Origin of the sequence: Lacticaseibacillus pantheris DSM 15945 = JCM 12539 = NBRC 106106 (assembly GCF_001591865.1) — a bacterium.
GTDB classification, from domain to species: domain Bacteria; phylum Bacillota; class Bacilli; order Lactobacillales; family Lactobacillaceae; genus Lacticaseibacillus; species Lacticaseibacillus pantheris.
In genome coordinates, this window is record NZ_BCVS01000002.1 from 18145 (window position 1) to 31632 (window position 13488).

At 50.6% G+C, this 13488-nt stretch carries 18 protein-coding genes; 4 read left to right on the forward strand and 14 right to left on the reverse strand.

Going from position 1 to position 13488, the window contains the following annotated elements; genetic code table 11:
* Positions 1–35: 35 nt before the first annotated feature.
* The 3 genes from LPA02S_RS11575 (at position 36) to LPA02S_RS00420 (ending at position 1547) form a co-directional block, all read left to right on the forward strand.
* Complete coding sequence (locus LPA02S_RS11575) at positions 36–299, forward strand: hypothetical protein (protein ID WP_156470965.1); 264 nt, start codon at positions 36–38, stop codon at positions 297–299.
* 164 nt (positions 300–463) lie between these two features.
* Positions 464–1006, forward strand: a complete 543-nt coding sequence (locus LPA02S_RS00415; protein ID WP_054648520.1) for a hypothetical protein — start codon at positions 464–466, stop codon at positions 1004–1006.
* 97 nt (positions 1007–1103) lie between these two features.
* Positions 1104–1547, forward strand: a complete 444-nt coding sequence (locus LPA02S_RS00420) for a Fur family transcriptional regulator (protein WP_054648578.1) — start codon at positions 1104–1106, stop codon at positions 1545–1547.
* Between the two features lie 129 nt (positions 1548–1676).
* Here the strand turns inward: LPA02S_RS00420 and rpsN are convergent, their stop codons facing one another.
* From rpsN to LPA02S_RS11445, 6 genes are all read right to left on the reverse strand, one after another.
* Positions 1677–1946, reverse strand: a complete 270-nt coding sequence (rpsN, locus tag LPA02S_RS00425) for a 30S ribosomal protein S14 (RefSeq protein WP_054648517.1) — start codon at positions 1944–1946, stop codon at positions 1677–1679.
* Positions 1947–2029: 83 nt separating this feature from the next.
* Positions 2030–2149, reverse strand: a complete 120-nt coding sequence (locus LPA02S_RS11720) for a putative metal homeostasis protein (RefSeq protein WP_162203969.1) — start codon at positions 2147–2149, stop codon at positions 2030–2032.
* Between the two features lie 187 nt (positions 2150–2336).
* On the reverse strand, positions 2337–3008 hold the full coding sequence (locus LPA02S_RS00430) for an ABC transporter ATP-binding protein (RefSeq protein ID WP_054648515.1): 672 nt from the start codon (positions 3006–3008) through the stop codon (positions 2337–2339).
* A 2-nt stretch (positions 3009–3010) separates the two neighbouring features.
* Positions 3011–4066 (reverse strand): ABC transporter permease, encoded by a 1056-nt coding sequence (locus tag LPA02S_RS00435; protein WP_054648513.1) that lies wholly within the window; start codon positions 4064–4066, stop codon positions 3011–3013.
* Between the two features lie 54 nt (positions 4067–4120).
* Positions 4121–4636, reverse strand: coding sequence for a TetR/AcrR family transcriptional regulator (locus LPA02S_RS00440; RefSeq protein ID WP_056956492.1), 516 nt, complete (start codon positions 4634–4636; stop codon positions 4121–4123).
* A gap of 177 nt (positions 4637–4813) precedes the next feature.
* Complete coding sequence (locus tag LPA02S_RS11445) at positions 4814–5617, reverse strand: alpha/beta fold hydrolase (protein ID WP_082405257.1); 804 nt, start codon at positions 5615–5617, stop codon at positions 4814–4816.
* Positions 5618–5817: 200 nt separating this feature from the next.
* Between LPA02S_RS11445 and LPA02S_RS00450 the strand changes: the two genes are divergently transcribed.
* Entirely contained in the window at positions 5818–6228 is a 411-nt protein-coding gene (locus tag LPA02S_RS00450) for a nucleoside 2-deoxyribosyltransferase (RefSeq protein WP_054648508.1), read from the forward strand.
* A 28-nt stretch (positions 6229–6256) separates the two neighbouring features.
* Here LPA02S_RS00450 and LPA02S_RS00455 read toward each other — a convergent pair whose 3' ends face one another.
* The 8 genes from LPA02S_RS00455 to LPA02S_RS00485 form a co-directional block, all read right to left on the reverse strand.
* The gene (locus tag LPA02S_RS00455) at positions 6257–7060 is read right to left on the reverse strand and encodes an aminoglycoside adenylyltransferase domain-containing protein (protein ID WP_054648506.1); all 804 of its coding nucleotides are present in this window, start codon (positions 7058–7060) and stop codon (positions 6257–6259) included.
* 272 nt (positions 7061–7332) lie between these two features.
* Complete coding sequence (locus tag LPA02S_RS11450) at positions 7333–7536, reverse strand: UPF0158 family protein (protein WP_054648504.1); 204 nt, start codon at positions 7534–7536, stop codon at positions 7333–7335.
* A 3-nt stretch (positions 7537–7539) separates the two neighbouring features.
* Positions 7540–7728, reverse strand: coding sequence for a hypothetical protein (locus LPA02S_RS00460; RefSeq protein WP_054648502.1), 189 nt, complete (start codon positions 7726–7728; stop codon positions 7540–7542).
* Positions 7729–7856: 128 nt separating this feature from the next.
* Entirely contained in the window at positions 7857–8336 is a 480-nt protein-coding gene (gene rlmH, locus LPA02S_RS00465; protein ID WP_056956491.1) for a 23S rRNA (pseudouridine(1915)-N(3))-methyltransferase RlmH, read from the reverse strand.
* A 78-nt stretch (positions 8337–8414) separates the two neighbouring features.
* Positions 8415–9515: an SLC13 family permease gene (locus LPA02S_RS00470; RefSeq protein WP_056956490.1), complete on the reverse strand. Its 1101-nt coding sequence runs from the start codon at positions 9513–9515 to the stop codon at positions 8415–8417.
* A 680-nt stretch (positions 9516–10195) separates the two neighbouring features.
* Positions 10196–11518: a S1C family serine protease gene (locus LPA02S_RS00475; protein WP_056956489.1), complete on the reverse strand. Its 1323-nt coding sequence runs from the start codon at positions 11516–11518 to the stop codon at positions 10196–10198.
* A gap of 174 nt (positions 11519–11692) precedes the next feature.
* Positions 11693–12484: an MBL fold metallo-hydrolase gene (locus LPA02S_RS00480; protein WP_439950848.1), complete on the reverse strand. Its 792-nt coding sequence runs from the start codon at positions 12482–12484 to the stop codon at positions 11693–11695.
* 188 nt (positions 12485–12672) lie between these two features.
* Positions 12673–13485 carry a two-component system regulatory protein YycI gene (locus LPA02S_RS00485; RefSeq protein ID WP_054648500.1) on the reverse strand — a complete coding sequence of 271 codons (813 nt, stop codon included), beginning with the start codon at positions 13483–13485 and terminating at the stop codon, positions 12673–12675.
* Positions 13486–13488 lie beyond the last annotated feature (3 nt).

Sequence of the window (13488 nt, forward strand, 5' to 3'; positions counted from 1 at the left end):
CCCTCAAAATATACCTGCTACCCAACAGTCCGACGGTGATAAGAACCAAAAAGCGGTCGACAACCATCAAGTTGATGATTGCCGGCCGCTTCCGCGTGCTACCACTGGCACTTCGCATCCAGGTCACCCTGAACGCCTTCAAGGCTGCTAACACAGCCTGGTACTATACGGGGTACCTGCCCATTGTTGCTCCAAGACCATATTCAGCCGTCTACCCGTTCCCACTCGCACCAATTCGTGGGCTCTCTTCGTCGGGTATCTGGCTTACTCATCTCATCATCGCCGTCCTGTTTATATAACGTGATTATGGCAGGTGTTATCTTGGGTGTCAAATTTTTTCACCTTCAAGATTAGCGCGTCAAAATGTTCTGAAAAATGCTTCACGTGGAACAATGCTGACAACACGCCTCCACAATAATCGAGTATAATCAGCACTAAATACTTTCAACGGGAGTTACGTCAGATGGTCGGAATCATTGTTTTGCTTGTGGGTGTACTGATATTTACCCGCAACGCGTTACGCATGGAGAAGGTTTCACGTTGGGAAGCGGTGTTAATCCCCGCATATAGTTTAATTATGGGAATCCAGGCACTATTCAAGGCTCGTCCAGCATTGATGCTGGTAATACTGACAATTATTGTGGGCGTTGGCGCCGCCTGGTTACAGGCAGCCGGTGCGCAAATAAGGGTGACTGATAAACAGGACAAACACGGCCGCCCCATCGTGGAACTACGTCGCGGGATCACCTACCTACTGGGCTGGCTCATCATCTTTGCATTTGGTATCGGCATGGCCCTGATCACTGGGGAACACGTGAACTTACTGCACGAAATGGGTATGGAAATCACGAAAGATATTTTTAGCTTCCGGAACTTCACGACTGCCGCTAGCTGGAATATCTACCTGCAGTCAGGAATTGCCAGCCTCACTTATACTTGGTTGTTAACTCGACGTGAGCCCGTTATACGGCAAGCAATACACCGTACGGGGCAGCACAACAATTAATCTCAATCGGCACAATTAGTGTTATAATCGTAAATCGTAATGATGACGATTCAGGCACAACTTTGCCGGACGGTGTCATCAAAGGAGGTATTAGATGATGGACAGCCAAACGACAGCACTCACCCGCATCAAGGATAGCGGCCTGCGCATTACCAAGCAGCGGCGCACTTTAATTGATTACCTGTGCCAGCAAAGTAACCACTACGTCCCAGTGACCGCGGTGGACGCCCACATGCGCACGCTTTACCCGGGGATGTCGCATGACACCATTTACCGCAACCTCAAGGAATTCGCCGCGCTCGATGTTGTCGAAACTGAGGTCCAGAGTGAACGGTCCGTGGTCAAAATTCAGTGTGATTATCAGCATCCCCACCACCACCATTTCATCTGTACCAACTGTCACCGCGTCCAGGAAATACAATTATGCCCCGAGGATTTCTTTGCCCAACAACTACCGGGCGCCCGCATCACGGGCCACAACGTTGAGCTGTACGGCTTGTGCGCGGACTGTGCGCAAACACAATCACCGGCGGACAAGTAACCTCCACAACGTACATGGTTTAAGCGCACAAAAATAGACCGCACTGCTCGCACGCCAAACGCGTTACGAGTAGTGCGGTCTATTTATATACGGGCAAGTAACCGTCGCCACCTCAACCGGAATATTCAACTACCAGCTCGACTTACGCACGCCAGGGATCTGGCCCTTATGCGCGTAGTCCCGAAAGTTCAGCCGGGACATGCCAAACTTGCGCATGTACCCATGCGGCCGGCCGTCAAGTTGGTCACGGTTATGCAACCGCACCGGGCTCGAATCACGGGGTAGCTGGGACAAACCTACGTAGTCCCCCGCGGCTTTAAGTTCCTGCCGCCGTTGGGCATACTTTGCGACCAATAGCTCCTGCCGCCGGAGTTTTGCAATCTTTGATTTCTTAGCCAATTGTGCACCTTCCTATCCGAATTTCCTGGTGATCAGGCCGTTGGTTGCCGCCACGCGCCTCCGCGCAGGGTGCTTAATCACTGTTACTTCTGTTTCTTAGCATTACGCTTAACTTCATGCAAAGTCCGCAGTGCGCGCTTCCGCGTTTTGATGTTTGAACTATGCATGTTGCGCCGCGCCGTCGACAAATCAGTCTTTTCCATACTGCTGACCTCCGCGTTTAATTCGTAATCATTACTATTAACGACAAACAATATCATACAGCAACTTCCCACCGCGGTCAATATACTTAACCAGTTAACTTACTTCGCCATTACACACAAAGATACCGGCCGGGGACGCGCCTATCGTGCATCCCCCCGCCGGTATCTATCATCAATATAGTTGTAGTTACTTCAGCGTCATTTGACCATCGCGGATCTCATACATCCGGTCGGCAAAGTCGACCAGGCGGACATCGTGGGTCACGACCACTACGGCTTTGTTGTGGTCGACAGCCAGACTCTTCAGCAGCTGCCCCACGACTGCCACGCGTTCGCTATCCAAAGCAGCGGTGGGCTCGTCCGCCAAAATAATGGCTGGGTCGGGGTACAGAGCACGGGCAATAGCCACGCGCTGTTGCTGCCCACCGGACAGTTCGTCGGGATACTTGTTCACTAGGTCCTCGATTCCCAACGTGTCGAGAATCCTATCCAAATCATCTTTGCTTAAATTACCCTCGGGCTTAACCTTGTCCACTAGCTTAAACTGGTCCGCCACGGTGAGGTAGGGCAACAGGTGGTACGCCTGGAGTACAAAGCCGATGGCGTCCAGGCGCAATGCGTCGCGCTCCTTCTTCGTCCGGTCAGAGTAGGTTGTGCCATCGACCGTCACTTCCCCACTGGTCGGGGTGAGCAGGCCACCCGCAATCGTGAGGAAGGTGCTCTTGCCGGAACCCGAGGGCCCCATGACGAGGGTCATTGTCCCCGCCTCGGCTTCAAAGTTGACGTCAGTGAGCGCCTGCACTTTGGCCGTGCCCTTACCGAATACCTGGCTCACACCAGCTAACGAAATTGCTGTCATGGTTAACCTCCAATCACACTAACGGGATCCACGCTGAGCACGCTCTTAATCGGTACCAATGCGCCTAACATCGCCATGACCAACAACGCCACCGCGACGCCGGACAAAGCCGGGATGTCAAAGGCCATCGGCACCGCCGCGGGTACTACTAACGCCGTCACGGCTGCCAATAACGACCCAATAATCAGACCACTCACCACCAGGATGAACGACTGACTCAACGTCGCTCCCACGAGCACACGGCTTGGAATGCCCTGTGCACGCAGAACGGCATAGTTCGGCAACTTTTGCATGGTCAAAATATAGAGGAACACCGCAATAATCACTAACGAGATGACCATTAAGAAGCCAATCATCATTCCGAACGTTGTGTTCTGCGCTTGATAACCAGGCAACTTGGCAATGATTTGGTCAGTGGTATAGGTCTTCGTCCCGGCACGTCCGTTCTTGTAGTCGGCGTTCCGCGAAACCACCGCACTAGCTACCGGACCGTTGGCCATCCCACGTAGCGCGCGCCACGTAGATAACTGGCCGTACACGGCGGGAGCAATATTCAGCTTTGCGTCCTTCGTAAAACCAACAATGGTGTACTTGGTTTCGTCGGCATTCAACTTGACCCGGCTGCCCAACTTGTAACCGGCAAGCTTAAACGCCTCGTCCACAACCACCTCGTGGCCAGCACGGACCCGGCGGCCACTGGTTAGTTGCACGTTCTTAGCAACAAACTGGTCAGCCTTGAGGCCAATGAACACAGCGGACAACTGCTTGCGCCCTTTGGCCTTCGCAACCACGGTGGTCTCGCCAATGTAGGCCTCTTTGCTAGTGAGTTTGCCCACCTGTTGCTGGCTGAGGAACGACTGCCGCATGTCGGTATTCGCATCGGCGTTCAACACAACTTTGTCCACGTTCCACGACCTAATCGCGTCCGTGTTCTGTTGCGCTAGGCCCAAAGCCAGACTGGTTAAGATGAAGATTAGGTAGCTGATCAGGACGATCATCGCTATAATCAGCCCCGAACGTAGCTTCTCCTTCTTAATTTCCTTTAACGCTAAAAACATACGCTATCCCCCTCGCATCAACAAAAACATTACCGTTCAAACGCATAGTTGAACTCAACCGCATTGATTCTGCAAAGCCGCGTGCAGTTGCGTTAAGCGTTCGTCCGTGTGTGCCCGATCAAGAATGACATCACGTACCGTTTGGTGGCACAGAACCGCCACGGCCCATCGCCGCGATCCGTCTGCACCGACGAGAACTGGAGTCGGCTTAACACCAACCACGCCCTCGTCGTACTGGTAGTACATGGCCACGAATTCGCGAAACCCCTGTTGATCAACCGCATCAATGAAGCGTCGAATCGACTCAACGTAGTCGTCGGGCGTACCACCCCGCGCAGGTTCCGGGACGCCCTGGTGCACCGCGCCCATCACGAACGCAAAGGTATAGTTGTAGGCGTCAGTCAGGTCGGTGAAATATTTGTAGAACGCACCACGCGCAATCTCAGCCTCTTGGACAATGCGCGCAACCTGCGCCTCGGCCAGCGGATGCTCGACAAACTCGTGTAGTAGTGCGTTCCGTACACGGGTTTGTTTATCCACCGCGATGTGGTTAAACGTACTCAATACCATGCGCCACTCCTTTCGGGTGACATTGTGTCACCGAGTTAGTACACTTAGTATACCGTATGGTGACACGGTGTCAACTTTGGGTGTAAAAAAATTCCTGTAAGCCTTATTTTATCAGCCTTTTTCACTGTAAATCACCGTTGGTAGGACACCTAGACTGAATAGATTTGCCAACCACATCTAACCAGCCATCAGTTTAAAATGATGCCACGCACTCTCAACCGCACCAAACGCGTCAATTGGCAAATTATGCCCTGCGTGCTCCACCACGTCAACGCAACTACCCGCCACGTAGCGCAGCATTTTCACCTGGTCCTCGTATCCCACCACGTTATCCATATGACCTAATAGTGTATGTATTTGCACATTCCGATCGTTTAACCGATGAGGAATTTCCGCCTCATCAGGTAACGCATAACGACCAGTTTGTTGAATTTCGTCCCAAAAAGGCCGATTAAAACTACGTAATCCGGGGAAAATACTATGCTGATATTGACGCCAAGTTTCTGGATTAATTAGTACGTTTATCGAAACATAGTCAGTAAATGAAGTACTTTTCTCAACGTTCATCTCGCCAGTAATAATGTTTTTGTGGCTGGCCACACGACGTTTCCTTTCATCGGCAATTATCACAGGGCAAGTGGCAAAGACTCCTTTAACACACCTCAATTGACACGCCAGCTCATAGCAAAGATAGCCACCGTATGAGTGACCAACAAGGACAACGCTGCGTCCCCTAGAAGTACTCTTAATAAAGTCAGCCAATCGGTTCACAACATCAACGCTGCTATGAATTCCCTCAACAGACCGAGAAGATCCCATACCTGGTAGATCAATATAATACTTTTCATAACTATTAGATTTAAGAATACGCTCGTACACCGCGCTCATACTGTGACTATCTAGCGCAAGACCATGAAGGAAGTAGACCGGCTGACCTGTACCAATTCTTTGGTAAGATAATTGACTATTAGTATCAAGCATACATTCATCCCCTTAAGGACTGACTATTTCCCAAAGATCTTCAGCAACAAAAACCGAGAGATAATAATCGACCTGTCGTTGTGCCATACGCAACATCATCCCAAACTAACTACGATTGTACTAATCACGTGACAAAACGACAAACTGGACCATACTAAGGGCAACGGGTAACTAATTTGACAAGTAAGGGAAACAACATCATGAACAAACTTAACGCACAGCATTTCTACATAGCGGGGGCATTCCGCAACGTACCACTAGTCCAGCAAATTGCCGGTCAACTGAACGATGCGGGTGCCACCCAAACCTTCGACTGGACCCAGGCACAGCCAAATGCTGACCTCGCCACATTAAAGGGCATCGCCCAACTGGAACAACGCGGAATTACCAGTTGCGACTTCTTGGTGTTTGTATTCCCGGGGGGCAAAGGGGCCAACATTGAGTTCGGCATCGCCACGGCTTTGCAAAAACCAATTTTTATCTTCGATACCACTGACACAGTTAACAATATTGCGGAGACCACCACCTTTTACCAAATGGACCACGTGCAAAAATACCGCGGGACCGTTGGTGGTTTCGTCAATTTTATTGCTAATAATATGCTTTTGTAAAACGTACTGATAATCGGAACGGAGTATTTTAATCCTCCTTACGTCGCTGTAACGCCGCAATTCGCGCTAGCATGGCCTGCGCAAAACTAGTTAACGCTTCTTTATGCGGTTCTCGATTCTCTCCGCTAGAACCGGTGTATTCAGCTAACGCCCATTTTATTATGGGGTTATACATTGAATCAGTATGACCTATCGCCCAACGCCCACCGTCGGCTTTTGACAGAATAATACCGTCGCTCATATATCCAACTAACCGGCACAAATTCAATATTGTGTATACGGGATTCTCCATAATTTCGGTTGCCGCATCACTTACGTCACGCAGTGCACTATCAAAATAATCAACTGGACTAATCTCCCTAAACACACTACGGATTGGTCGTCCTGTAACCACAATTCCACTTTGCCAGATAACGGCCAAGTGAACGGCTAAGTCCGGGTCAAGCCCATGCATCGCCGCTACATAGGCTTCGGGATCATCAATATACTCCCGCTTATGCATGGGGGAATAATGCAACTCAAAGTAAAATGGATGCCGTCCCCTTTTCAATTCATTTTGTGTGAGGACATGAAATTCGAGCCCTTTTTGCGGGGCATAGGGTATTAACTTATCAAAAGTGGCACGCATTAACCGCAACTTTGTCGATTTGCTCGGCGCGCGGGAAACCACAATTACATAATCCAAATCACTAACATGCGGATTATACGAACCCAACGCGAGTGATCCGTGAATGTATACACCAACTAGGTTCCCACCAAAAACATCAGTGACCACCTGCCGTAGATTTTTAACCAGTATTTCTGTTCGAGCATCGAGATTTGGATTATTCATTTCCAGTCACCTCATTATTTGCAGTATCACCGACACCCGGTAGCTACACTCCATCAACACAGGACGCATCAATTACCATAGAACGACGGGACAGATACGTATCAAACTATGCTACGGCCATCGCCTTGAATTGTAGAATTATCTATCATGGAGAAACGACCCTAAATTCCAATTGTAGGCCTAAATGTCGGCCTACACTATTATTTTTCCACTTAATGGTTTTCGTTAATTATTTCCCGGGAAATAACCTCACTCACCATTAAGTCAACGTATCAGGTGAACTCAATATCATGATCACGGCACCATTCTTCGGCGATTTCACGATAAGCATCAGCTTGGTACTCATACCACTTATCTGTTAACCCAAAGTTATCAGCAAGCACACGAAAAGTTCGGAAGGCGCCACGACCATGGATCCCATCCCACAACTGATCACGTTGTTGTCCGTCTGCCAGACTCAGGATAAAATTTTGCATGATTTAGTAGTCGTCAATCTTGTAACTGGGCGGTAATGCGATGTATTCGCCGATTTCATTGACTTCATCGTCGTCTTCATCATCATCATCAAAATTGCCTTCAATTTCGCCTGAACTGACATTGTAAAAATACTGTACCTCATCGTCAGTAATCGAAAGAGCATCAATGACATCGCTTAGTTTAACCTGCATTACTGTTGCCTCCTTAACCATCTACAGACATTATGGACAAAAATCACAACCAAATAGTTCAATCAATACCGACAGACTGCATTAAGTCGTCCGAAAGCACGTACTCTTTGCCAATCACCGCTGCCCCGTCACTTATGGTACGGCCGCCCCGCGCTAATCATAAATGCCCGGTAAATCTGCTCCATTAATACCAGGCGCATGAGCTGGTGCGGCAACGTCAGCTTGCCAAAGCTCAAAGTATCGTTGGCCCGCTGCATCACCGCGGGACTTAACCCGAGCGAACCGCCAATGACAAAGGTGATATCGGGGTGCCCATACGTACCCAAATCTTCAATTTCTTTGGCGAAGACCTCGCTAGGGCGCTGTTTGCCCTCAATCGCGAGCGCAATCACCCAGTCGTTATCCTTAATTTTTTCCAGGATACGCGTACCCTCTGCCGCCTTCACCTGCTCCATTTCAGCCGCCGACAACGATTCGGGGGCCTTTTCGTCGCGGACCTGTAACAGGTCGACTTTGGCAAACGCCCCTAGCCGCTTCTGGTACTCGGCAATGCCCGCCGTGAAGTACTTTTCCTTAATTTTACCAACACCAATGACCTTAATATGCACGTTGTTCACCTCGTCCCGATTATACCAAAAGGGGCCACCCGCAACCGCGGAGTGACCCCAAAAATATGTTTATCGCAGTTAACGGACCAGTAGCCACCAGCCCAGCACGCCCATGACGGCGAGGGCGACAAAGTTGATGAACGTGAAGAACACCAGGAAGCGGGTTTTTGACCGCCTACTGTACAGGCCATACTGCTTAAATGCCAGCAGGTTACACAGGCTCGCCACCAGCGTGCCCAGGCCCCCGATGTTCGTGCCGTAGAACAACGCGGCCACCTGGTTACTAAACCGGGCCACAAGGACGGTAGACGGCACGTTACTAATCACCTGCGACGTCACGATGCTAGTCAGGTAAACCGAGACCGGGCTGGTTTCCAGGTGCTTCAGCGTGCTAACAACCACCGGCACCTGGCTAATGTCGCTGACAATCACGAAGAAGCCCACAAAGGTGAAGATGATGGCGTAATCCACCTGTCCCAGAATTCGGTGATCCATCATGGCTGCTAGGGCCACGACAACCAGTGCCGCCACCCACTGCGGAATAACGCCAAAAACGGCGACAAACACCAACAATGCGGCGATGCAAGTAATCGTGGTTGGCCGGGGATTAATCCGAATATCGACAATCGGGACGGTTGGCACCGGACGCTTAGGCACCAGCGAACTCAACAAGGCCAAAAAAATCACGTCCGCAATCACCAGCGGCCAGACCCACGCCCCAAACTGTCCCAAACTAATGTGGAACTTGGACATGAGAAAGATATTGTGCGGGTTCCCAAACGGTGTGAGCGCACTACCAAAGTTAGCGGCAATGGCAATCGCTGTGACCGGGATAATTTCCGGCAGGTCGTACTTACGTGCAATGCGCAGATATAGCGGAATGCAAGTTAACACCGCCATGTCATTGGTCAGAAACATGGCCCCCACAAAGGACAGGAGCACAAAAAACCAGCTCAACTGCCGCGAATTGGTCGCGTGGCTGGTGAGACGGTACGTTAAGTAGTCCAGAACGTGCAGATATTCAAATATTTGGATAATGGTCATCATACCCAGTAATGACCACAAAGTGGAAAAGTTAATGTCGGCCAAGTGCGGGCGCGCGAGGAACAGGCTCAATACGGCCAAAATCGCCGTAATCTGAAATACCCGGTCCTTGACGACGTTTTTGACAACGGTCATGTGCAGGAAAACATCCTTTCAGAGACTTACCGCTAACCATTGTGCGCTTTATTCGCCGCCACGACAACACCTACATGGGTATTTGGCGGAAATTATGACACCGTGCCGCCCGCATTTTCAGGAAGCTCATCGGGTCATTGCGGTTATACCCCATGCGTGACAATTTGCATGTGATTAGTACTCAGTAGGGGCCTAATCAGGCCACCCCCGTGCTATCCACCAATAATGCACCACGAAACACAACTTGTCCCCAGGACTTATGCACACGGTGGAAAACTTAGCACCCAAATATTGGGCGCGTTCATACCGACCCACCCCATATTTTGCGGTGGCAAAATGCAAGGGTAAATTTGATTTGGCCACTTTATCCACACAAATCAATCATTCGTCAACACCCTGAAAGCGGGGACAAATGCCGTCATATCGGGCACCAAACACCCATTCGGGGGTAATGTAAAACTTTTATCCACAGGAATTCCCGGAATGTGCAAAACCCCCAGGAACCCACTTATTAACACTATCCACAGAGTTATCCACAGAAGTGCGCTGCATTTGTCCCCAAAAACATACGTTTGCCCCCGAAAATAATACGAACTTTCGCCGTGATTTTAGCTAAAAAGTACATAAAAAGCGACCAACACGTCCTTTTCGGGCCGTAATGGTCGCATAAATAGCTTAATTTAGTTACTGGAACTGCTGGATGTGGATAACGATTCGTCAGTTTGGGTTAATTTAATTGACGCCGTCTTTTTGGTGCTGCCGTGGTAGTACGTGACCTTGACCGTATCCCCAACCTTGTGTTTGTACAAGGCTGTGTGCAGATCAGCAACGTCAGTGATCTTGGTGTCATCCAAGCCCACAATCACGTCATATTTGGCTAACCCCGCATCCTTAGCAATACTGCTGGAGGTAAAGCCGGCCACAACGACCCCGCTCTTCAACGAACTTGGTGTGTTCAACAGCTCACTTTGCTGATCCGAGCTAATATCGGAGAGGCTAACGACCGAAATACCGAGGGCTGGCCGCACAACTTTGCCGTTCTTCACCAACTGATTAATGATGGAAACTACTTCGTCACTCGGGATCGCAAAGCCCATCCCTTCAATCGTGGCGCTGTCGCTGCTACTGCTAGAGGATCCCGACAGCTTCATCGAGGTAATACCAATGACCTGCCCGTTCAAGTTAATGAGCGGCCCACCAGAGTTACCGTTGTTAATTGCCGCGTCAGTTTGAATAACGGTGGCCTCATTAGTGGTGTTACCACTTGAATCCGTTACGTCCACCGTCCGCTTCTTTGCGGACACTATCCCCTGGGTAACCGAAGTTGCGTACTGCGTCCCCAGTGGCGACCCGACGGCTAGTACCGTTTGACCAGCACTAATGCTGTTGGAGTTCCCAAAGTTAGCGACGGTTTTGACCTTGCTGCCCTTAATTTTGAGTACTGCCAAGTCGGTGACGGAATCAGTCCCCACTTTGTCGGCAGTCAGCTTAGTGCCGTCACTCAAAATGACTTCAAGTTTGTCCGAACCGGAAACCACGTGGTTGTTGGTCACGATGTACGCGTAGCCATCCTTCTTTTGGTAAATAACCCCGGAGCCTTCCGAGTACTCCGTCAGTTCGCCGCTACTACTGCTATTGGAGCTAGAGGAACTGGACTCATCACCAAAGAGGGCACCCCAGCCGTCGTCGCTGTTCGTGCTTGCGCTTGCCTTCTGCAGGTTAATAACCGAAACCACCGCGCCCTTAACTTTTTTGAACGCGGACTGACTGGCACTACTCGTCGACTTAGTCTTGGTCACCGCGGTGGTACCAGCATCGCCCGACTTACTGGTCACGCCCATATTGTCGGCGGACATTCGTGAAAAGCCGTAGTAAGCCAATCCACCACCTGCACCACCACCAATCAGCGCGGCAACAACGGCGATGGTTGCCGTCTTACCGACACCATTACCCTTAGGCTTCGTGTTTGTGTCTGTCTGTGTATCGTTATTTTGCTTATCCATATTATAGTGTGGCCAGTGCCACCCTAACCCCCTTCACACGTGTAGTCATCACTTTCTATATATTCTCATAATACCGGAAATATATGATGAAAATATGACGGTACCGGTAAATTTTGGTCACATAACGCAAAGTGACCAGATGCCCATTAGCTAGGTATCTGGCCACCAATTCAATTATACCGTAAATAACGCCTCGGGGGTTTCGCGTTCCGTGTCTAACAGGCTAAAATCGTGCCCCACGGGTAACCCCTCCGCCAATAACATGTCCGCCACGGTTTGGTGTGCCAACGGCTTGGTGTTGTTATGTGCAGAACGGTGACCCAAGTAAATACGCTTCGTTCGCGGCCCAATCACGTCCATGAGTGCTGCCGCACCATCGGCGTTGGACAGGTGCCCCTCTGAGCCCATAATGCGCTGCTTGAGGCCCCACGGGTACGGCCCGTCGCGTAACATCGTTAAGTCGTGGTTAGCCTCCATAAGGTAAGCGTCGCTGTCACGAATGGTCCCCGCTAGCCGGTCCGAAACGTAGCCCGTATCGGTCAGGATTGTGAACGCCCTATCGTCGTGGTGGAACTGATAAAACTGTGGTTCCGCCGCGTCGTGGGAGACGCCGAAACTCTCGACGTCGAGATCGCCAAGGGTCAGCGTGGTGCCCCGTTTGAAGATGGATAGTTGGTCGTAGGGTAATTTACCCACGCTTTTAGGCAAAGCCGCAAACGTACCCTCATTCGCGTATATGCGCAAGTGCGGGTAGCGCCGCGCGAGCACCCCCATCCCCTGCACGTGATCCGTATGCTCGTGCGTTATGAACAAACTATCAACGTCAGTGAGATCCCGACCGATACTGGCCAGTAGCGCCGCAATCTTTTTCCCGGAAAAGCCGGCGTCGACCAGAACCTTATGGTGGGGTGTTTCAATGTAAGTAGTGTTACCCGAACTGGAACTAGCCAGAACGCAAACACGCATGCCAAAATCAGCGTCTGATGTCGTCACCGTCATTACCTCCGTTGCACGGTCCATATAACGGACCGTCATTGTTGCCATTCTATCACTTTTTGGGTATTGGTAAACCACGGCGCACCCATGCCGACGTGTGTTTAGCTGGTAATTCCCCAAAAAGTGTTCCACGTGTAACCATTTGATGCCGTACCAGCCTAGCGGTCCTTAATCACCGCTTTGCTCATGGCGTTAACTTTGCGCACCGTCACGTTCTTGGAGTTCTTGCTCGATATGCCCACGTACCACGCGGGAATATACACGGTGGTGCCCTTGGTTGTCAGCAGCTCCGTATAACCCAGCTTGGTCCACGTAACCGTCGAATTATTCACAATTTCGTTTGATCGATAAAGCGTCAGTACGGCTTCGCGGGCACTAATTAACTTCTGCGACCGGTGCATGGTCGTGACGTTCGTGGCGTACGTTTGGGTGTAGCCGGTAACCTTATCGTCACGAACCGTAACCTCCAGCCGACCATGACCATCCACGATTACGCCATAACGCGTTTTCTGACAGAACACGTACGTCGATCGCCCGCTCATGCTCGGTTCAAATTCGTACTGATTACCGCGCCACACGTTGTTGGTGTCGGTAGCAAACTTGCGCACCTGGCTAGCAATGCCCTTACGGCTCAACGCTAATGGCGTCTTGAGCTTGGCCGTTAACTGCTCCACACCGTTCGTCGTCTTAACCGTTGTGGTCGTATTGCTGGTCCGAACTGTGTTACTGGTGCTACTTTGCAAGACCGTGTTATCGCTGTGCCCAGCTAGGTATGAGCCGCTACTCTTGGTCTTACCCAACGGCGGCAGCGAAATCTGGTCACGTTTCATCTCCGACAAGGTCTCGGTCGTCGCGCCCGTCGTACTAGCGGACATAAACACCTGGCGATTCTGCACCAGACTCCACCCAAGGAAGATATCCATGCACAGAAAGACGATCAGTAAAATCCACTCAATGCGTCGAAAGTCCATTGG